We start from the raw sequence: 19630 nt of genomic DNA, 5'->3' as shown, positions 1-19630 counted from the left end.
CCCTCTCCACGGATCGGCGTCCGACCTGCGGCGCCCGGTCAGCGCTCGGTGGCGGCCAGCTGTCCGCAGGCGCCGTCGATCTCCTGGCCGCGGGTGTCCCGGACGGTCACGGGCACGCCGTGCGCGGCGATCGCCGCGACGAAGGCGCGCTCGTCCTCGGGCCGGGACGCCGTCCACTTCGACCCCGGGGTGGGGTTGAGCGGGATGAGGTTGACGTGTACGCGCTTGCCCTTGAGGAGCCGCCCGAGGAGGTCGCCGCGCCATGCCTGGTCGTTGATGTCGCGGATCAGGGCGTACTCGATGGAGATGCGGCGGCCGGACTTCTCCGCGTACTCCCACGCCGCGTCGAGGACCTCGCGGACCTTCCAGCGGGTGTTGACCGGCACCAGGGTGTCGCGCAGCTCGTCGTCCGGCGCGTGCAGGGAGACGGCCAGGCGGCACTTGAAGCCCTCGTCGGCGAAGCGCAGCATCGCGGGGACCAGGCCGACGGTGGAGACGGTGATGCCGCGCTGGGAGAGCCCCAGGCCGTCCGGCTCGGGGTCCGTGAGGCGGCGGATGGCGCCGACGACCCGCTTGTAGTTGGCCAGCGGCTCGCCCATGCCCATGAAGACGATGTTGGACAGCCGCGCGGGGCCGCCGGGGACCTCACCGTCACGCAGGGCCCTCATGCCGTCCACGATCTGGTGGACGATCTCGGCCGTCGACAGGTTCCGGTCCAGCCCGGCCTGGCCCGTGGCGCAGAACGGGCAGTTCATGCCGCAGCCGGCCTGTGAGCTGATGCACATGGTGACCCGGTCGGGGTAGCGCATCAGCACGGACTCCACCAGCTTGCCGTCGTGCAGGCGCCAGAGGGTCTTGCGGGTGGTGTCGTCGTCGCAGGAGATGTGGCGCACGACGCTCATGAGCTCCGGCAGCAGCTCGGTGGCGAGCTTCTCGCGCGCCGCCGCCGGGATGTCGGTCCACGTCGCGGGGTCGTGCGCGTACCGGGCGAAGTAGTGCTGCGAGAGCTGCTTGGCGCGGAACGGCTTCTCGCCGATCGCGGAGACGGCCTCACGGCGCTCGGCGGGCGAGAGGTCGGCAAGGTGGCGCGGAGGCAGCTTGGCCCCGCGGGGGGCGACGAACGTCAGTTCTCCAGGCGCGGGGGCCATGAGCAAGGACTCCTCATTGACGACGGCGGATGATCTCCGCAATCGCGGAGCCAGCGGCAGGACGATGCCGGAACCCGGAGATCTCACCAGGGGCACCCCCGCACGGTGCGGGGCCGGAAAAGGGCCCGCCGCACAGCGACGAGCCCTTCCAGGGTACCTGGCCCGCCTCAGGCCGAGCCGACGAAGACGACCAGGAGGAGCCAGACCACCGGCGCGGTCGGCAGGAGCGAGTCCAGCCGGTCCATGATGCCGCCGTGCCCCGGCAGCAGCGCGCCCATGTCCTTGATGCCGAGATCCCTCTTGATCATGGATTCGCCGAGGTCGCCCAGCGTGGCGCTGACCGCGACGGCCAGACCGAGGAGCAGCCCCTGCCACCACACGCCATCGTCGATCAGGAACTGCATGCACAGCGCGCCGGCGACCATCGCGAAGGCGACCGCCCCGAGCAGCCCCTCACGCGTCTTGCCGGGGCTGATGCGCGGGGCCAGCTTGCGCTTGCCGAACTTCCAGCCCACCGCGTACGCCCCCGTGTCGCTGACCACGGTCAGGATCAGGAACGTGAGCACCCGCCACGCGCCATCGCCGGCCGCCAGCATGAGGGCCACGAAGGTGGCCAGGAACGGCACGTAGAAGGCCGCGAAGATGCCCGCCGTGACGTCCTTCAGGTAGTCGTCCGGGGACTCCGTCATGCGCCATACGAGGACGGCCAGGGCGGTGAAGGCCACGGCCACCCACGCGCCCTCGGCACCGCTGGCGTAACCGGCGATGACCATGGCGGCCCCGCCGACCGCGAGGGGCACCAGCGGGGCGCGGATCGACTTGCGCTCCGCGAGGCGGGACGTCAGCTCCCACAGCCCGACCACCACGGCGATCACGATCACGCCGAGGAAGACGGGCTTGTAGATGAACAGGGAGGCGAGGATGACCGCACCGAGGCCGACGCCGACCCCTATCGCCGCCCGCAGATCGCGGCCGGCGCTCTTCTTTCCTGCCTTCGGCGACTCGGGCGAGGCAGGCACCGGGGCAGGGTCCTGGGGCCGGATGTCGGGCTCCTGTTCGTCGCGGAACAGGGGGCCGCGGAGATGGGCGGCCCCCTGGTCACGGTCGTCCTGGTCTCCGCCTGAGGAGGGCACGATGGGCATGGGCCGAGTCTGCGCCGCCACGCCCGCCTCGTGCACAGGACCCGCCGAGAGGGCCGCAGTGGACGGCCCCCGGTCGGTGGACCCCCGGAAACCGGCGCTCGGCGGGGTCCCCCAGGATGTCTCGTTCATCAGACCTCGAGGAGCTCGGCTTCCTTGTGCTTGAGCAGCTCGTCCACCTGCGCCACGTACTTCGCGGTGGTGTCGTCGAGCTCCTTCTCCGCGCGGCGCACCTCGTCCTCGCCGGACTCCTTGTCCTTGACGAGCTTGTCGAGGGCGTCCTTGGCCTTGCGGCGCACGGAGCGGATCGAGACCTTGGCGTCCTCGCCCTTGGTCTTCGCGACCTTGACGAACTCCCGGCGGCGCTGCTCCGTGAGCTCCGGGAAGGTCACCCGGATGATGTTGCCGTCGTTGCTCGGGTTGACGCCGAGGTCGGAGTCGCGGATCGCCTGCTCGATGTTGCGGAGCGCGCTCTTGTCGAAGGGCGTCACGACCGCCATGCGCGGCTCCGGCACCGAGAAGGACGCCAGCTGGTTGATCGGCGTCAGCGCACCGTAGTAGTCCGCCACGATCTTGTTGAACATCGCCGGGTGCGCACGCCCGGTGCGGATCGCCGCGAAGTCCTCCTTGGCGACCACAACGGCCTTCTCCATCTTCTCCTCGGCCTCGAGGAGGATCTCTTCGATCACCACTTGCTCCTGGTGTTATCAGTAAGCAGAGCCTCGCCCCTGCGCGCGTCTTCTCCTGCACGGTGTCCGACCGGCAGGCAGTTGTCCATCCCCGTGCCGAGGTCTTCCCTCGGCACGGAGTTGCCGTCCGTATCGGGTCTGGCCACTACGGACGGCCGTGCGGGTGGTTCAGTCCCGCGTGCTCTGGTCGCTCACGAGCGTGCCGATCTTCTCACCCTTGACCGCACGCCCGATGTTGCCCTCGGCGAGCAGCTCGAAGACCAGGATCGGCAGCTTGTTGTCCATGCACAGGCTGATGGCGGTGGCGTCGGCGACCTTCAGGCCCCGTGCGAGCACCTCGCTGTACTCGAGCGCGTCGAACTTCACCGCGTCGGGGTTCTTCTTCGGGTCGGAGTCGTAGATCCCGTCGACGCCGTTCTTGCCCATCAGGATCGCCTCGGCGTGGATCTCCAGGGCGCGCTGGGCGGCGGTGGTGTCGGTGGAGAAGTAGGGCATGCCCATGCCCGCGCCGAAGATCACGACGCGGCCCTTCTCCAGGTGGCGCACGGCGCGCAGCGGGATGAACGGCTCCGCGACCTGCCCCATGGTGATGCCGGTCTGAACGCGCGTCTCGATGCCTTCCTTGACCAGGAAGTCCTGGAGGGCGAGGGAGTTCATCACGGTGCCGAGCATGCCCATGTAGTCCGAGCGGGCCCGGTCCATGCCGCGCTGCTGCAGCTCGGCGCCACGGAAGAAGTTGCCGCCGCCGATGACGACGGCGATCTCGTAGCCCTCGCGGACGACGGCCGCGATCTCACGGGCGATGGCGTGCACGACATCGGGGTCGACGCCGAGGCCGCCCCCGCCGGCGAACGCCTCGCCGGACAGTTTGAGCAGGAACCGGCGGCGTGGGCCGCCGTGGTCAGCACTGGTGTCGTCGGCAGCCTGCCGGGCGTCCGCACCCTGATTCATTGGAGCTCTCCTCGTGCACATACGAAGAAGGCCATTGCCGGATGGGTCCTTTCGGTTCCCTGTACGGCAATGGCCTCCTCGTCACATCAGCGGCCGACCGGTGAGGGATCGGCTGCGTACGACCCTAGCGGGTCGCAGGTCAATCGCTGCCCTGCTGACGGCTCAGGCGCCGACGCGGATGCGCGCGAAGCGCTTCAGCGTGACACCGGCCTCGTCCAGGATCTTCTGGACGGTCTTCTTGTTGTCCTTGGCGAACGCCTGGTCCAGCAGGACGTTCTCCTTGTAGAAGCCGGTGACGCGACCCTCGACGATCTTCGGCAGGGCGGCCTCGGGCTTGCCCTCCTCGCGAGCGGTGGCCTCGGCGACGCGGCGCTCGTTCTCGACCGTCTCGGCCGGGATCTCCTCGCGGCTGAGGAACTTCGGCGCGAAGGCGGCGATGTGCTGCGCGACGTCCTTGGCGACCTCGGCGTTCTCCTTGTCCAGCTCGACCAGGACGCCGACCTGCGGGGGCAGGTCCGCGGCGGTGCGGTGCATGTACACGGAGACGAAGCCGTTGTCGAAGCGCGCGAAGCGGTCTACGACGATCTTCTCGCCCAGGGTGGCGTTGGCCTCGTCCACGAAAGCCTGGACGGTCTTGCCGGCCTCGATCTCGGAAGCCATGAGGGCCTCGACGTCGGCCGGGGCGCTCTTGGCGACGTGGGCGGCCAGGGCGTCGGCGACGGCGACGAACTTCTCGCCCTTGGCGACGAAGTCGGTCTCGCACTTCAGCTCGACGATGACACCGGAGGTGTTGTCGTCGGCGACGACGGAGACGACGGCACCGTTCTCGGTGGTGCGGCTCTCGCGCTTGGCCACGCCCTTCAGGCCCTTGACGCGCACGATCTCGACGGCCTTCTCGAGGTTGCCCTCGGCCTCGTCCAGCGCCTTCTTGCAGTCCATCATGCCGGCGCCGGTGAGCTCACGGAGCTTCTTGACGTCAGCGGCGGTGAAGTTCGCCATGGTCTGTGAATCTCTCTCGAAAGTCGTTGGGTGACTACGGGTGCACGACGGGGGCGGCGCCGGTGCGCCGTCCCCCGTCATGATCTACCGACTGAGTTGTCAGGCCTGCTCGGCGTCCGCGGCCGGAGCCTCGGCAGCGGCCTCGGCCGGCTTCTCGGCGGCGGCCTCGGCCGGCTTCTCAGCCTCGGCGTCGGCCTTCTTCTCGCCCTCGAGCAGGTCGCGCTCCCACTCGGCGAGGGGCTCGCCGGCGGCCTTGTCGGCCTTCGCGTCACCGGTGGCGGCACCGGAACGGGCGATGAGGCCCTCGGCGACGGCGTCGGCGATCACACGGGTGAGCAGCGTGACGGAGCGGATCGCGTCGTCGTTGCCCGGGATCTTGTAGTCGACCTCGTCGGGGTCGCAGTTGGTGTCGAGGATCGCGACGACCGGGATGCGGAGCTTGCGCGCCTCACCGACGGCGATGTGCTCCTTCTTGGTGTCGACGATCCAGACGGCGCTCGGCACCTTCTGCATCTCGCGGATGCCGCCGAGGGTCTTCTCCAGCTTGGCCTTCTCGCGGGAGAGGACCAGGAGCTCCTTCTTGGTGAGGCCGGAGGCGGCCACGTCCTCGAAGTCGATGAGCTCGAGCTCCTTCAGGCGCTGCAGGCGCTTGTAGACGGTCGAGAAGTTGGTGAGCATGCCGCCCAGCCAGCGCTGGTTGACGTAGGGCATGCCGACGCGGGTCGCCTGCTCGGCGATGGCCTCCTGGGCCTGCTTCTTCGTGCCGACGAACATGATGGAGCCGCCGTGCGCGACGGTCTCCTTGACGAACTCGTAGGCGCGGTCGATGTACGACAGCGACTGGAGCAGGTCGATGATGTAGATGCCGTTGCGCTCCGTGAAGATGAAACGCTTCATCTTCGGGTTCCAACGACGGGTCTGGTGACCGAAGTGGACGCCGCTCTCCAGCAGCTCCCGCATCGTGACGACGGCCATGGCCGCGCTCCTTGAAATACTCGGTTCCACGACGGCCGGGCGGCCGCCGCTCCTGACGCCCCGACGCGCCTGCCGTGGAACGGTGCCCTTGCGAGGACCCTTCCGCGGACCGAGAGACACGGCCACCGGGCTGCCCGAAAAGGGACTGACGCGCCGGTAGCGGGGCGTGCGAAGTCGATCCGGTGACCCGGATCGCCATGAGAAGTGTACGGGACCCGGGAAGGCCCGGGTGACGGCGTTGTGCACAACCCGCGAGTAGTCCACAGATCTCCGTCAAGATCCCCACGATCGGCGGAAGTCCGCCACCGTACCGGCATGACTCTCATCGGATCTTTGACACGGCTCGGATCTCTTTCGCGGCGCCTGCTCGCCGGGGCCGGGGCGGTCACGCTCTGTGTCCTCGCGGCGGTGGTCGCCGGCGGTGCGAATGCGGACGCACGGGATTCGGCGGCTCCCGCTCCGGCGCCCGGCGGTGTGCCGGCTCCTGTGCCCGCCCCCGGGCCTGCTTCAGCCCCCGCCCCCGGGCCCGCTCCGGTGCCCGAGGCGTCCACCGCCTCCGCAGCACCCGGCCGGTTCGCGGCTACGGGGCCCGGGCCCTCCAGGTCGTCCGGGCCGGGAGGCGGCGGGCCGCAGCGGGGCGATCGCGCCTGGCCGGTCGCCGGGGCGCGAGGCGGCAGGCCCCTGCTCGTACGGGCCTGGCGGCCGCCGCCGGTGCCCTGGGCGGCCGGGCACCGAGGGGTGGATCTCGTCGCCCGCCCGGGTCAGCCGGTACGGGCCGCCGCGCCAGGCACCGTGTCCTTCGCCGGAACCGTCGCGGGGCGGGGTGTGGTGGCGGTCAAACACGCGGGGACGGGCGAGCCGCCGCTGCGGACCACGTACGAGCCGGTGGACGCGGTGGTGAAGGAAGGCGACGAGGTGTCGGCGGGGCAGGTGATCGGCACGCTCCAGGCAGGACCCTTCCTCTCCCACTGCCTGAAGGGAGCCGGGGGTGCCGCCGGTTCCGGGAGCTGCCTGCACTGGGGGCTGCTCCGCGGAAAGATCTACCTGGATCCCATGTCCATGCTGCCGCCGTGGATGCTGCGCAGACCGCCGTCGCGGCTGCTGCCGCTGTACGGCGGGGCAGGCACTGCGGGGATCAGCCCCTGACGCCGCGCAGCGCCATGGACACGGCCGCCTCGATGATGCGGTCCGGGTCCTCGGCCGCGCCGAGCTCGATCCGGCGTACGGCGGCGTCGACGACGCCCTGCAGCAGCATGGCGGCCAGGCGCGGCTGATCGTGACCGAGTCCTTCGAGGGCCTCCACGACCATGGCGATGAGCCCGCCGTGGGCGGCCCGGATCTTCTCTCGGGCACCGGCGTCCAGCTCTCCGGCGGAGATCGCGACCACGGCCCGGTGACGGCGGTCGCCGACAAGGGCCAGCTGGCGGCGCACGTACGCCTCGATCTTCGCCTCGGGCGTGTCCGCACCCTCCATGGCGGCCTCGACCTCCGCCGCCCACACGGGGAAGTCGACGGCGCACAGCTCCTCGACCACGGCCGCCCGCGAGCGGAAGTACTCGTAGACCGAAGACCGCGCCAGCCCCGTGCGCTCGGCCAGGGCGGGGAAAGTCAGCGCCTCCGTGCCGCCCTCAGACAGCAGGGATCGGGCGGCGTCCAGCAGGGCGCCGCGCTGCATCGTCCGGTGCTCGGCCACGGAGGCCGCTCGAATCCTGGGCACGTCCCCACTTTACGGATTGCCGGTGGCGGGAACGAAGCCGAGGGAGGATTCCCGGCCGGGTGTCAGCGGCCGACGTCCGCCAGCTTGGCCCGCAGCTGGAGCACCGACTTCGTGTGGATCTGGCTGACCCTGCTCTCCGTGACGCCGAGCACGTGCCCGATCTCGGCCAGTGTGAGGCCCTCGTAGTAGTAGAGGGTGACCACGGTCTTCTCGCGCTCGGGGAGCGTGTTGATCGCGCGGGCGAGGAGGCGGCGCAGCTCGCGGTCCTCGGCGACCTCGACGGGGTCGTCGGCGGCGGTGTCCTCCAGAGTGTCCATCAGGCTCAGCCGTTCGCCACCCTCGGCGCCGGCGTGCAGGAGATCCTCCAGGGCGACGACGTTGGTGAGCGACAACTGACTGAAGACGCCGTGCAGTTCCTCGATGCCGATGCCCATCTCGGCCGCCACCTCGGCCTCGGTGGGGGTGCGCCGCAGCTCGGCCTCCAGCGTGGCGTACGCACGCTCGACCGCGCGGGCCTTCTGGCGGACGGAGCGCGGGATCCAGTCCAGCGCGCGCAGTTCGTCGATCATCGCCCCGCGGATCCGGGTGATGGCGTACGTCTCGAACTTGATCTCCCGCGCGGGGTCGAACTTCTCGATGGCGTCGATGAGTCCGAAGATCCCCGAGGACACGAAGTCGGCCTGCTCGACGTTGGACGGCAGACCGACGCTGACGCGCCCCGCCACGTACTTCACCAGGGGCGAGTAGTGGAGGATCAGCTGTTCCCGCAGCCGCTCGTCGCCCGAGGCCTTGTACGACCGCCACAGCTCATCGAGCGTCGAGGGTGCGGGAGGGCGCTCGGCGCCGCGCGCCGCGGGCGGCACCGCCGCGCGGTCCGAACCGGAGGTGTGCTGGGGCATTCGTCGTCTTGAGCCGTTCTGCTGTGACGTGGATCGAGTGGTACGAATGGCTGGAATCCCGTGAGCGTAGCGTGACTGCTGCGTTGCGGTATGCGATGAGTCCTCTTCGTCGATGGGCGGGGGCCTGCTCCGCCGGCGGCACCGGCGTGCAGCTGCCGGGGGCGGGTGGCCGTACGGGCCTCGCCGTATCGGCGGCCGCGGTCGTCCCCTTAACCTTTTCACCCGATCGCCCCAGGTCAAGAACCGCCTCGCCGCGCGGACGGGCGCCGTCCGGGGGGCTTGGGGGTGCCGGATGTTGACGGCGGGGCGGCCAACTTCCAGTGATCATCGTGGCGTTCGACGAAGCCGAGGGACTGCAGCTCGTACAGCCTGGCGAGCGTCTGATCCCTGCTCAGGCCCGCGTTTCGCGCGATGAGCTCCGCGTCGCCGCCGCTGCCCCCGGGCACGGCTTCGAGCACCACGGCCGCCGCCGGGGCCAGCAGGTCGCGCGCGACCACGGGGCCGTGGCGCTCGGGGGCGAGGTCGCCGATGCCGCCGACGAGCTCGGCGACCTCGTCGGCGTCGGTGACGAGGACCGCGTCCTCGCGGAGCAGTTCGTGAACGCCGGCCGAGAGGCCGGACGTCACGGGCCCGGGCACGCCCATGGTCTGCCGCCCCATGCGGCGTGCGCGACGGGCCGTCACCAGCGAGCCGCTGCGGTACTCGGCTTCCACGACCACGGTGCCGCGCGTCAACGCGGCGATGACGCGGTTGCGCAAGACGAAGCGACTGCGGGTGGGGTGGCCGCCCGGGGGCAACTCGGCCAGCACGAGACCCCGTTCCACGATCCGGTCGAGCAGGTCCGCGTGCCCGCGCGGGTAGGGCACATCGACGCCGCAGGCCAGCACGGCCACGGTCGCGCCGCCCGCGGTGAGCGCCCCTCTGTGCGCGGCGCCATCAACGCCGTACGCGGCGCCGGACACGACCACCCAGCCGCGCCGTGCCAGTCCGGAGCCGAGGAGGGACGCGACGTGCGAGCCGTAGTCGGTGCAGGCGCGGGCACCGACCACGGCGACGGAGCGCAGGGCCCACAGCCGCAGGTCGGCGCCGCCGCGCACCCATAGGCCGAGCGGACGGGCATCCCCGAGGTCGTCCAGCTGCCCGGGCCATTCGCGGTCGCCGGGGCAGACGAAACGGCCGCCCAGCCGAGCGACGGCGTCGAGGTCGCCCTGGGGGTCGAGGGCGGCGGCGCGCTGCCGGCAGCCCGCGAGCCGCTCACGGCCGGCGCCCTTCGGCACCGGCCCCGCGCCGGTGAGGCCCCGCACCACACCCGCGGCCCCCATCTCACGCACCCAGCGGCCCACGCGCTCGTCCCCAGGCTCGGTCAGCCTGGTCAGTGCTGCACGGGCCAGCCGCTCCTCGGAGGCGTGGGCGAGGGCGCTCATGGGCGGTCCCCCGTCAGAACGGTGCCGCGATGGACACCCGTACGCAGCTCCAGCGCGCAGTTGACGTCCGCGGCGTCGGGGCGGTCGTGCCCGGCGAGGTCGGCCACGGTCCATGCGACCCGCAGTACGCGGTCGAGGCCACGCGCCGTCAGCATGCCCCGCTCCATGTCGCGTTCGGCCTCGGTGAGCGCGCCGGGGCCGACGCGCCAGCGGGTCCGCAGTTCGTGGCCGGGGACCTCGCTGTTGGTCGCCCAGGGCATGTCCGCGAGGCGGGCGGAGGCCCGCTCCCGGGCGGCACGGACCCGCTCGGCCACCACGGCCGTGGTCTCCGACCCCGTCTCGGCTCCCGTGAGCTCGGAGCGGGCCACCGGTTCAACCGTCACCCGCAGGTCGACCCGGTCCAGGAGGGGGCCGGAGAGGCGGGCCCGGTAGCGCCTGACGGCCTGCGGGGCGCAGTCGCAGCCCTCGCCCAGCAACCCGTGCCGTCCGCAGGGGCACGGGTTCGCGGCCAGGACGAGCAGGAACCGGGCAGGAAGCCGGAGCACTCCGCCGGAACGGGCCACGATCACGTGCCCCGATTCGAGCGGCTGCCTCAGCGCATCGAGCACGCGCCCGGAGAACTCGGGTGCCTCGTCCATGAAGAGAACTCCACGGTGCGCCAGAGAGACCGCGCCTGGGCGCGGCAGCCCCGAGCCTCCGCCGACCAGGGAGGGCATGGACGCCGAGTGGTGCGGGGCGCAGTAGGGGGCCTGGTCGAGGAGGGGCTGCCCGGCGGGGAGCGTCCCCGCTACGGAGTGGACCGCCGTGACTTCGAGCGACTCCTGCGGGGTGAGCGGCGGGAGCAGGCCGGGCAGCCGCTCGGCGAGCATGGTCTTGCCCGCTCCGGGCGGGCCCTGGAGGAGCAGGTGGTGCCGCCCTGCGGCTGCTACTTCGAGGGCCATCCGGGCCTTGGCCTGCCCGGCGACCTCGGCGAGGTCGGGCTGCCGTTCGCCGAGCAGGACGCCCGTCCCCAGCCCTGCCCCCGGCACCGAGAGCCCCGCGAGCATCGGATCCGGGCGACCCTCCTGCAGCGGCTCCTCCTCCGGCACCGGCGCGTCCGTCAGGACCGCGATGAGCTGGCGCAGGCTGCGGATGCCGAGGACCGAGACACCGGGCACGAGGGACGCCTCGGCAGCGGTGCGCTCGGCGACGACGACCTGGCGGTAGCCGGCGTCGGCGGCGGCCAGGACGGCCGGAAGGACGCCCGGCACCGGCCGGACCCGGCCGTCGAGGCCCAGCTCTCCGATCAGCACCAGATCGGCGATCTCACGCGGGTCGAGGCGCTCGGAGGCTGCGAGGACGGCGCAGGCGACGGCGAGGTCGAAGCCGCTGCCGCTCTTGGGGACCGCCGCGGGGCTCAGGCCCACGGTCAGCTTCTTCTGCGGCCACTCGGCGCCGGAGTTGACGCATTCCCTGATGATTGGATGTGTTCAAGCGTCAAGGGAGGCGTCAGTTGGACGAGTGGCATGTGGTGTGGGTGCCGGATCCGGGGCGGTGGGGGTCGCTGCCGACGGAAGGCGTTCTGGGGGTGCAGAACCTCCCGGAGGCGGTCGCACGGATCGGCCTGCGGCCGGGCGACCCGGTGTACATCAGACCGGATGGCATGGTGGACCGGGATTTCCTAGATTTCGTACGGTCCGAGGTATTCCGGAATCTGGAACGGGAAACGAAGCGGAATTATGGAACGGATTATCGTCCGCTGCTGACTTTCTTATCTTCGCGCGGGGTGTCGTGGCGGGAGGCGACGCGGCAGGACCTGGCGGACTACCGGCACTGGCGGTGCGCCGCTCCGGAGAACCCGGGCCGGATCAGCGGGGCCAAGTGGGACCGAGAGGCGACGGCGTTCACCAAGCTGTTCAAGTGGGGGAAGGTCTACCCGCTGCCGGTGGATGTCTCGCGGCGGGAGGACCGGGCTGCGGACTCGGTCAGCTCGCGGGTGTCGTGGCTGACGCCACGGACCTGGGGCTTGTGGATGGACATCGGGCTACGCGGCCACACACGGGACGGTCTCGCGGCGCCGGGGTGGGAGTCGCGGACAGAGCTGCGCAACACGAGCTTCGTGCAACTGCTGCTCAGCTCGGGTCTGCGGCGGCAGGAGGGCGGTTCTCTGCTCACCTTCGAACTGCCGACTCAGCGCCTTCGTCATGGCCGCTACATGCACGGCCACATCGCGGGTGCGGTGACGAGGTCGAAGAACAGCCGGACGTACTACGCGTCGGTCGACTCTGTCGGCCAGGTCGAGAGCTACGTGGAGTCGGAGCGGGCGTGGGCGGTGCAACGCGCCCAGGCGGCGGGCCGCTACGAGCGCCTGCCGACGATGAGGCTGGTCACGAAGGTGACGCACGGGCTGAAGCCGAAGGTCGAGTGGGTGGACTCGGACGGTGTCGTCGGCGGGCAGGAACTGAGCCGTCTGGGCTGGCGTGAGCGGCAGTGGCTGTTCCTCAAGGGGCCGGAAGGGCCGGAGCCGGCGTGGTTGTGGCTGACCGAGCAAGGCCTGCCGATGGACCCGGAACGCTGGAACGGCGTGTTTAGGATGGCGAACCTGCGCTGCGAAGAGGTCCTGCTCACCGAGGAGGAGCGGAAGATCGAGCGGCAGTTCCGGCTGGCGCAAGTTCAGGGCAAGACCCCGTACGTGACGCCGCACGCCGCGCGGCATTCTATGGCCCTCTACATGCTGATCCTGCTAAACGAGCTGTTCGAGAAGCGCTACGGGCTCACGAAGAAGGACCGGCGAGACTTCGCCCAATTGTTCGGCGACCCGTGGTGGCTGGTCAAGATCCTTTTGGGGCATGCGGACGTGGAAACAACGAAACGGCACTACCTCGCGCCCGTCGCCCACCTGCAACTGGAGTCGATCCTCGCTGCCGCGGAGACCACCAACGAGGGGGAGGACGTCGAGGATCTGGACAGTGTGTTCGCACGGCTGGCGCGGGAGACGGCTGGCATCCAGGACATCGACGCGCTGATCGGGGCGGTCTCGTGAGCGGGCGGGGGCGGAGGGCTGTCCCGCCGCCGGCCGACCACCATGTCGGGCCGCCACTGGGTCCGGGCGGGCTGGTGGTGACCGTGGTCAACCAGGAGGGATACAAGAAGGAGTACGACTTCGCCGACCTGCCCGCCCCGGCGCCCATGCAGCATTCTTTGGCGGCTCTCTTCGCGCTGCAGTCACGGCGTTGGACCACCCACCTCACGAGCAGCAGCTACTGGCGCCAATTGACGGTGTTTGTGCGGTTTCTGTCCACGCTGGAGCATCCACCGCAGGATCTGGACGGGCTGACCGTGCCGATGCTGCGACGCTGGCGGGACAAGCACATCAAGTCCAACTACGGCAGGCTCACCCTGGCGATGGTCCGGGTCCTTCTCCGCCAGGACCCTCGCCTGGGCACCGGGGCAGTGGCGGAGGAGCTGGCCCGGCGCGTTCCCGGGGCCCGGCAGCCGGTGAAGCAGTCTTACACGGAGGCGGAGCGGCAGGCGGTGCTTTTGGCTGCACAGCGGCAGTTCCGGGCGGCCAGGATGCGCATTCGCGAGAACACGCAGCTGCTGGAGGCGTGGCGGGCTGGCGAGTTGGTGGAGGGCAGCCAGGACTGGCGTCTGGGTGAGGTGCTGGACCATGTGGCTCGGACGGGTGACGTTCCGCGCAGGTCGCTGCCGAGCGGGCAGACCACTGTGTCCAACCATCGTCTGCTCGGTGGTAGGAGCGTGGATCGGACCTGGGGACGGCTGTTCTTGACGCGCTTGGAGCTCACGGCGCTCGCGGTGCTGCTGACAGACAGATTCGGATGGAATCGGTCCGCGTTTGACCGCATGCTCGCCCCCACCGTCGCGCCGTCGGTCGCCGATACGACAGCGATCACTTATCAGGTCCAGGTCGTCAAGCGCCGTTCTGGGCGGGGGCACTGGTTCTCGACCGAGAACATCACCGACTCTGGCGCCGATTCCCCGGGGCGACTGATCACCCAGGCACTGCAGGCCACCATGCACGCTCGGGCTCTGGCCCAGTGTCTCCAGCCGGGCACCGACCTGCTGATGGCCGCTTGTCGACGTACGACCTCGGCTCCCCGGTCGTGTACGGGTGAATGTCCCCAGCTGTCAGGCCACGTCTGTCTCTCGTTCGATGGCCTTGAGGCGGTTCTTCAGCCGGTAGCTGGGGCCGTTGATCGCGATCACGTCGCAGTGGTGGAGGAGGCGGTCGAGGATGGCGGTGGCGAGGACTTCGTCGCCGAAGACCTGGCCCCATTCACTGAAGGTCTTGTTCGAGGTCAGGATGATCGACCCCTTTTCGTAGCGCTTGGAGATCACCTGGAAGACCAGGTTCGCCTCGGCTCGTTCGAGGGGCTGGTAGCCGACTTCATCGACCACGAGGACTCCGGGCCGCAGGTAGGTGCCGAGCTTGCTGGCCAGGCGGCCGGCTGATTCGGCTGCCTTGAGGTTGCGGACCATGTCGTCGAGGCTGGTGAAGTAGATCGAGTAGCCGGCCCGGCAGGCCGCGACCGCGAGGGAGACGGCGATGTGGGTCTTGCCGACTCCGGGCGGGCCCAGCAGGGCAGCGTTCGCCTTGGCCTCGACGAATGACAGCGTGGCGAGGTCCTTGACCTTGCGCGGGTCGAGTTCGGGCTGGAAGGAAAAGTCGTACTCGTCCAGGGTCTTGTGGTGCGGCAGCTTCGACAGCCTCAGGCCCTGGCGGAAGCGGCGGTCCTCGCGGACGGCGAGTTCTTCAGAGAGGACCAGGTCGAGGAAGTCGAGATATCCCATCTTGGCTTCGTCGGCCCGCTGGGCGTACTGGTTCAGCGCTTCAGCCAGGTGGGGCAGGCCGAGCTTGGTGGCGGTGGTGCGGATGCGGGTGCTGACCAGCTCGCTCAAGAGGATTCCTTGGTGCTCGGACGGGTGGTGAAGGGGCGGGTGCCGGTCAGCTCGTCGTAGACCGACAGCGGGCGGCGGCCGACCTCGACCTGGGTGATCGCGGCCCGGGTGAACAAGGCCTGCAGGGGCCCGGTCCCGGCCGGCGGTCGTTCGCGGCGAGCGGGTGGGATGTCTCCCGTGGTGACCCTGCGGTTGTCGCCCTTGGGCAGGCCGTCCCAGTGCTTGTCGTCGACGATGCGGGCGCCGCGGCCGACCGCCCGGGGGTGGCTGGCCAGCAGGGTCTCGCCACTGCCCTGCGGGGCTGTGAGGTGGAGCATGATCTGCGACCTGGTCGCCCGGACCTCGACCAGCTGGCGGGGCCGGACCCTGCGGGCAGGGACCGAGTAGAGGTTGCCGTCGAAGGCGACGAGGCAATCCTTGCCGACATGCCGCAGTTGCCGCTCGGCCACCAGATACGGGGTGGAGGGAAGCGGTTTGAGGGCGGCATGGTCGTGGGCCGCCCGCTCGCCGATGACGTCGCGGTGGGTCTGGTGGATCTGAGCGCGTCGCTGGGGGACCCAGGACATGAACGCGGCGTCCATCTCCTCGACCGAGGCGAATGACCTGCCTGACAGGACGTGGTCCCGGACGATCAGTACCTGCCGTTCGACCCGGCCCTTGCCGGTGGGTCGGTAGGCAGCCAGCACGTCGGGATCGAAGTCGTAGTGGCCGGCGAAGCCGACGGCCTCCGGGTGCAGCGGGACTGCCTCGCCAGGGGCGACGTGGCGGCGGACGACGGTTTTGGTGCGGTCGTAGACGATCGTCATCGGCACCCCGCCGTAGTGCGCGAACGCCCGCCGGTGGCAGTCGAAGAACGTCTGCAGGTCCTGGCTGGTCGTGAAACAGCAGAACGGATCGCGCGAGTACGACAGCGTCATGTGAAAGGAATAGACCTTCCCAATGCCCATGTGGGCGAGGATCTTGCCCTCGTCACCCCAGTCGACCTGGGCCTGGGCCCCCGGGATCACCTCGAACCGGCGGTGCATGCCCGCCAGCTCCTTCGGCGCGATACCCAGCTCGCCCGCGATCCGCGGGCGGGCTTCCTGGACGTAGAGCTTGACGCGCTGGTAGTTGCCGGTGAACCCGTACTCGCCGACCAGCCGCTCGTGGATCACCGAAGCTTTCATCAGGATCTCGGCCCGCAGCATCGAGTCGACCAGCGGGGTGAACTCGTCGATCACCCGCTTGTGGGACTGCCCGCCCGACGACCGCCGAGGCGGTGCAGCGGGACTCTTCTCCGACAGGTACTTGCGGACCGTCTTGCGGTCCAGCCCGGTCTCCCGCGCGATCTCCGACAGGCTCATCGCCCCGGATGCCAAGAGAGCACGGAACCGCCGAAGTTCCAGCCAGCGATGCGGATCGAGGACCACCGCCACCCCTTCCACCAGACCCACACCGATCATCAGAAGAGTGCCGGGCCCCAGCGGTCACCGCATCAACAACTGTCCCTTTTCATCCGTACGCGGCTGGGGACGTTCATGTGTACGCCGACACCGCTCGCAATCACCATCGCAGGCGCGAGCGCCAGGAGCGAAACCGCCCGCAGCCGGTGGGCCCTGTTGTCTTCGGTATCTCGGACGGCGACGCCAGGGCATGGGCGCTCAGCCACGGATTAAGCGGGGCTCCATTCCGGCGTTCGCGGCGGACCACGGTCACCCGGGAACGCAGGCCCCTGCAGCACGCCTCGCGCACGCACGAGAGCGTCTACGTGCTACCTGACCCCATCGTTCAGCAGGAGGCTCAGGGGGTGATTGAGGCTGGTATCCAGGATGCGCATGCCCAGGCTCTCGCTGTTGTCTTCGGCGGAGCGCTCGCTGAGGGCCCCGATCCTGATCATGAGGAGACGGCGACAGCGGACTGCGCGGACCAGTCCGCCAGTCTCTGGCCGGCTCCAGACGGGGGGTGCGCGGCTGACTTCCTGCTCTGCCTGGCTTGCAAGAACGCACACGTTCATCCCGGTCATCACCCGCGACTGGCGCATCTGCACCAGCAGGTGCTCAGCCTGCGGACCGCGCTGCCTGAGCAGACCTGGCAGAAGCACTGGCGTGACCACTTGCTGCGGCTGGAAGACCTCCGCCGCAAGGTCGGACCAGCGGCCTGGGCTGCCGCCCTCGCCCGGGTCGGTGACACCGACCGCGTGATCGTCGGCCTGCTGGTGGAAGGAGACCTCGCTCGATGACCGCCGTCGCGGTTGAAGTCGACCCCTATCTGCTGCCTTTGCCCACCGCGGACAGCCCTGTCGTGCTGCCCAAGTGGATCAGCCCCGGCAACCAGCACCCCAATGCCAGCTACCGGGACATGTGCTGGCCTCTCGCCCCGCTCATCGACAATCCCAGTGCCGCCCTGGCGTCGCTCTACTGGCAAAAGTGCCCCGCGGCGATGCGGGATCAGCTCAGGATGGTGGTTTGGGCCCTGATTAACGGTGAGCTCCGGCCCACCTACCTGAAGACTCGTGGCGGGGCTGCTCGTGGTCGGCGCTCGCCGGACGAGATGCAGGACTCGGCGCGTGAGTGGATGCGCCTTGCCCGCTGGATGCACAAGCGCGGCATCGCTGACCTTGGAACATGCACCGACGATGAGTGGCGCGAGTACGCAGCCCAACGCTGGGATGGTGATGTCAGCCGGCAGCACGCCGAGAAGGTCTTGGGCTGGCTGACGGACCTGTGGGCGTTCGATCAGCTGACCGCCCGCCCTTCGGGCATCGGTCGGCCTCCGTGGGTTGCCGAAGGCGTCGACGACTTCCTCCCGGCTGCGGACGGCAAGGGCGGTCGAGAGAACATCACTGAACCGTTGGACCCGCAGGTCCTGGGGCCGTTGCTGATCTGGGCGATCCGTGTGGTCGACGACCTCGCCAACGACATCCTGGCCGCCTGGGCCGAGAATCGGCGCCTGACCACCTTGGCGGCCACGACGCCAGCGACCCCCGAGGGGCTTGACGCCGTGACAACGTACATGTCGGCTTTGGCCAACACGGGCGGGCCAGTGCCCGCCGTTGCGCACAACGGAAAGATGGTGCTGGCCCGCACGTTCATCGCCGCCACCACCGGCGCTGGCGTCCATCAGGTCGACCGATTGGCCGAGAGCTTCGGGCTCAAGGCGATAGCAGGCCAACAGCCGGGGCCTTGCCCGCTGCAGATTCCTGTGACCGGTCAAATCAACGGGCGGCCGTGGCAGCAGCACCTCGACTTCAATGAGGCAGCCGGACTCATGCGGCACCTGGGCACGGCCGCGATGATCATCTGCCTTTATCTCACGGGCATGCGCCCGCAGGAGGTGCAGGGGTTGAGATCCGGGTGCTGCCCTGACCCTGAGCCTGACAAAGACGGCGCCCCTGGTCGGCACCTTATCTACAGCAACCACTACAAGAACGTCACCGACGACGACGGCCGCCACGTGTCCGCCGGCATCGAACGCGAAGTTCCCTGGGTTGCCATCACTCCCGTCGTCCACGCCATCCGCGTCCTTGAACGGATGGTTCCTGACGGGGAACTACTCTTCAGCTCCGCCCACCACGACTTCCGCGCTGATCGTGGGCACCATGGCGCGCTGAAAGGCTCCGGCCTGAGATCCCGGATCAACGATTTCGTGACCTGGGCCAACCGCGAAGCCACTGCCCAAAGCCTGCCTGATCAGGTAATCCCCAAGGACCCGCACGGCGACATCGCATTGTCCCGATTCAGAAGGACCCTGGCCTGGCACATCGCCAGACGGCCGGGCGGGCTGGTTGCTCTGGCCATTCAATACGGCCATATGCGCACGTTTCTGGATGCCCGCACCTCCAGCGGCTACGGCACCCGCAGCCGCCGCGGCGTCCACAGTGAGCTCGACGTGGAGACCGCCCTGGCAGCGGCGGACACCGCCGCCCATCTCCGTGACCGTGTCGCCGCCGGGGAGAAGGTCTCCGGCCCGGCCGCCCGCAGGGCTCTGACCGCCGCAGCGACGACGCCGCGGTTCGAGGGCCGCATCATCCCCAAGACGTTCGTGCAGAAGGCCGCCAAGTTCCTCGCCCGGGACGGCGTCGTGCTCTATGACAACCCGGACGCGTTCCTGATCTGCGCGTTCAAGCACGACAATGCGCTCTGCGAGCCCGATCCGGGCGCGACCGCGCCGAGGCAGTACGCCTGCCAGCAAGGCTGCGGCAACACCGTCCGCACCGACACCCACGCACAGCAGATGCGGGAAAAGGCCGACGAGATCGACCGCAAGGCCGCCTTCGTCCCGGAGAGGCTCGCCAAACGGATGCGTCGCAATGCCGACAACTTCCGCAAGATGGCCGACGCCCATGACTCCACCGCCCAGACCGCCGAGGCCCTGACATGAACCAGCAGAACCAGGACGAACGCACCCGCATCCGCGAGGCGATGAATCGGCTGCTGGCCGGGAAGGCCACCGCCTCCAACGGCAGCTTCACCGCCGCCGCCCTCGCCGCCGAGGCCGGCGTCCACCGCATGGCCCTCTACAAGCGGCACGCGGACCTGAAGAACGAGTTCGACGAGCGCGTCCGCACGGAGACCAAGCAGGTCCCGGAGACGGAGAAGCAGCTGCGGGCAACCGTCGCCAAGCTCAGGAAGACGATCGCGAACCAGCGAGCTGAGCTCGAAGAGCTCCGCCAGCTGGTGACCAACCTGACCCTCGCCAGCGCCGTCCTCACCCAGGGGCCGGACGCGCCGACGGAGCCTGCCCTGGTCCCCGACAACGTCATTCCGTTCCGCCGCCCCACCACCATCTGAGGTCTCCGATTTTGCCTGGCA

General features: G+C 69.7%; 16 protein-coding genes and 1 pseudogene. 5 read left to right on the top strand and 12 right to left on the bottom strand.

Annotated elements, in window-relative coordinates; translation table 11 throughout:
• Positions 1 to 38: 38 nt before the first annotated feature.
• The 6 genes from rlmN to rpsB form a co-directional block, all read right to left on the bottom strand.
• The gene (gene rlmN, locus PS271_RS21675) at positions 39 to 1148 is read right to left on the bottom strand and encodes a dual-specificity RNA methyltransferase RlmN (RefSeq protein ID WP_030369662.1); all 1110 of its coding nucleotides are present in this window, start codon (positions 1146 to 1148) and stop codon (positions 39 to 41) included.
• A gap of 167 nt (positions 1149 to 1315) precedes the next feature.
• On the bottom strand, positions 1316 to 2419 hold the full coding sequence (locus PS271_RS21670; RefSeq protein ID WP_398383871.1) for a phosphatidate cytidylyltransferase: 1104 nt from the start codon (positions 2417 to 2419) through the stop codon (positions 1316 to 1318).
• Positions 2419 to 2976: a ribosome recycling factor gene (gene frr, locus PS271_RS21665; RefSeq protein ID WP_398383870.1), complete on the bottom strand. Its 558-nt coding sequence runs from the start codon at positions 2974 to 2976 to the stop codon at positions 2419 to 2421. The genes PS271_RS21670 and frr overlap by 1 nt, the downstream gene beginning before the upstream one ends.
• 168 nt (positions 2977 to 3144) lie before the next feature.
• Complete coding sequence (pyrH, locus tag PS271_RS21660; protein WP_120753932.1) at positions 3145 to 3927, bottom strand: UMP kinase; 783 nt, start codon at positions 3925 to 3927, stop codon at positions 3145 to 3147.
• Positions 3928 to 4089: 162 nt separating this feature from the next.
• Entirely contained in the window at positions 4090 to 4926 is an 837-nt protein-coding gene (gene tsf, locus PS271_RS21655) for a translation elongation factor Ts (RefSeq protein WP_398383868.1), read from the bottom strand.
• Between the two features lie 99 nt (positions 4927 to 5025).
• Entirely contained in the window at positions 5026 to 5901 is an 876-nt protein-coding gene (gene rpsB, locus PS271_RS21650; RefSeq protein WP_398383866.1) for a 30S ribosomal protein S2, read from the bottom strand.
• A gap of 315 nt (positions 5902 to 6216) precedes the next feature.
• Between rpsB and PS271_RS21645 the strand changes: the two genes are divergently transcribed.
• Positions 6217 to 7047 carry a peptidoglycan DD-metalloendopeptidase family protein gene (locus tag PS271_RS21645; RefSeq protein ID WP_398383865.1) on the top strand — a complete coding sequence of 277 codons (831 nt, stop codon included), beginning with the start codon at positions 6217 to 6219 and terminating at the stop codon, positions 7045 to 7047.
• Here the strand turns inward: PS271_RS21645 and PS271_RS21640 are convergent.
• From PS271_RS21640 to PS271_RS21625, 4 genes and pseudogenes are all read right to left on the bottom strand, one after another.
• Entirely contained in the window at positions 7037 to 7576 is a 540-nt protein-coding gene (locus PS271_RS21640) for a TetR/AcrR family transcriptional regulator (protein ID WP_120754027.1), read from the bottom strand. The two genes, PS271_RS21645 and PS271_RS21640, sit on opposite strands and share 11 nt — an antisense overlap.
• Before the next feature lie 104 nt (positions 7577 to 7680).
• Positions 7681 to 8517, bottom strand: a complete 837-nt coding sequence (gene whiG / locus PS271_RS21635; RefSeq protein ID WP_398383863.1) for an RNA polymerase sigma factor WhiG — start codon at positions 8515 to 8517, stop codon at positions 7681 to 7683.
• 236 nt (positions 8518 to 8753) lie between these two features.
• Complete coding sequence (gene dprA, locus PS271_RS21630) at positions 8754 to 9941, bottom strand: DNA-processing protein DprA (protein WP_398383861.1); 1188 nt, start codon at positions 9939 to 9941, stop codon at positions 8754 to 8756.
• Positions 9938 to 11386 (bottom strand): annotated as a pseudogene (locus PS271_RS21625) (YifB family Mg chelatase-like AAA ATPase); the annotation flags it as partial. The gene dprA and the pseudogene PS271_RS21625, both read right to left, overlap by 4 nt.
• Positions 11387 to 11433: 47 nt before the next feature.
• Between PS271_RS21625 and PS271_RS21620 the strand changes: the two are divergent.
• A complete protein-coding gene (locus tag PS271_RS21620) occupies positions 11434 to 12963 on the top strand; it encodes an integrase (RefSeq protein WP_398383859.1) in 1530 nt (509 codons plus the stop codon).
• A 1106-nt stretch (positions 12964 to 14069) separates the two neighbouring features.
• Here the strand turns inward: PS271_RS21620 and istB are convergent.
• Both istB and istA read right to left on the bottom strand, forming a co-directional pair.
• Complete coding sequence (istB, locus tag PS271_RS21615) at positions 14070 to 14840, bottom strand: IS21-like element helper ATPase IstB (protein WP_398382214.1); 771 nt, start codon at positions 14838 to 14840, stop codon at positions 14070 to 14072.
• On the bottom strand, positions 14837 to 16282 hold the full coding sequence (gene istA / locus PS271_RS21610) for an IS21 family transposase (protein WP_398382215.1): 1446 nt from the start codon (positions 16280 to 16282) through the stop codon (positions 14837 to 14839). Before istA ends, istB begins: the two co-directional genes overlap by 4 nt.
• 77 nt (positions 16283 to 16359) lie before the next feature.
• Here istA and PS271_RS21605 point away from each other — a divergent pair, with 77 nt between their 5' ends.
• Genes PS271_RS21605 through PS271_RS21595 form a run of 3 tightly spaced genes read left to right on the top strand, consistent with a single transcriptional unit; the run spans position 16360 to position 19609 of the window.
• Entirely contained in the window at positions 16360 to 17058 is a 699-nt protein-coding gene (locus PS271_RS21605; RefSeq protein WP_398383858.1) for a hypothetical protein, read from the top strand.
• A complete protein-coding gene (locus PS271_RS21600; RefSeq protein WP_398383857.1) occupies positions 17055 to 19199 on the top strand; it encodes an integrase in 2145 nt (714 codons plus the stop codon). Before PS271_RS21605 ends, PS271_RS21600 begins: the two co-directional genes overlap by 4 nt.
• A complete protein-coding gene (locus PS271_RS21595) occupies positions 19196 to 19609 on the top strand; it encodes a hypothetical protein (protein ID WP_398383856.1) in 414 nt (137 codons plus the stop codon). The genes PS271_RS21600 and PS271_RS21595 overlap by 4 nt, the downstream gene beginning before the upstream one ends.
• The last annotated feature ends 21 nt before the right edge of the window (positions 19610 to 19630 follow it).

This window comes from Streptomyces sp. SCA2-17 (genome assembly GCF_044336695.1).
This window is presented reverse-complemented; position numbering and strand designations above follow the sequence as displayed.

Excerpts from the sequence above, each read along its gene's own strand:
- dprA (WP_398383861.1), bottom strand. The coding sequence starts at position 9,941 with ATGAGCGCCCTCGCCCACGCCTCCGAGGAGCGGCTGGCCCGTGCAGCA.
- pyrH (WP_120753932.1), bottom strand. The coding sequence starts at position 3,927 with ATGAATCAGGGTGCGGACGCCCGGCAGGCTGCCGACGACACCAGTGCT.
- tsf (WP_398383868.1), bottom strand. The coding sequence starts at position 4,926 with ATGGCGAACTTCACCGCCGCTGACGTCAAGAAGCTCCGTGAGCTCACC.
- PS271_RS21640 (WP_120754027.1), bottom strand. The coding sequence starts at position 7,576 with ATGCAGCGCGGCGCCCTGCTGGACGCCGCCCGATCCCTGCTGTCTGAG.
- PS271_RS21645 (WP_398383865.1), top strand. The coding sequence starts at position 6,217 with ATGACTCTCATCGGATCTTTGACACGGCTCGGATCTCTTTCGCGGCGC.
- PS271_RS21670 (WP_398383871.1), bottom strand. The coding sequence starts at position 2,419 with ATGAACGAGACATCCTGGGGGACCCCGCCGAGCGCCGGTTTCCGGGGG.
- rpsB (WP_398383866.1), bottom strand. The coding sequence starts at position 5,901 with ATGGCCGTCGTCACGATGCGGGAGCTGCTGGAGAGCGGCGTCCACTTC.
- whiG (WP_398383863.1), bottom strand. The coding sequence starts at position 8,517 with ATGCCCCAGCACACCTCCGGTTCGGACCGCGCGGCGGTGCCGCCCGCG.
- istA (WP_398382215.1), bottom strand. The coding sequence starts at position 16,282 with ATGATCGGTGTGGGTCTGGTGGAAGGGGTGGCGGTGGTCCTCGATCCG.
- PS271_RS21600 (WP_398383857.1), top strand. The coding sequence starts at position 17,055 with ATGACCGCCGTCGCGGTTGAAGTCGACCCCTATCTGCTGCCTTTGCCC.
- rlmN (WP_030369662.1), bottom strand. The coding sequence starts at position 1,148 with ATGGCCCCCGCGCCTGGAGAACTGACGTTCGTCGCCCCCCGCGGGGCC.
- PS271_RS21595 (WP_398383856.1), top strand. The coding sequence starts at position 19,196 with ATGAACCAGCAGAACCAGGACGAACGCACCCGCATCCGCGAGGCGATG.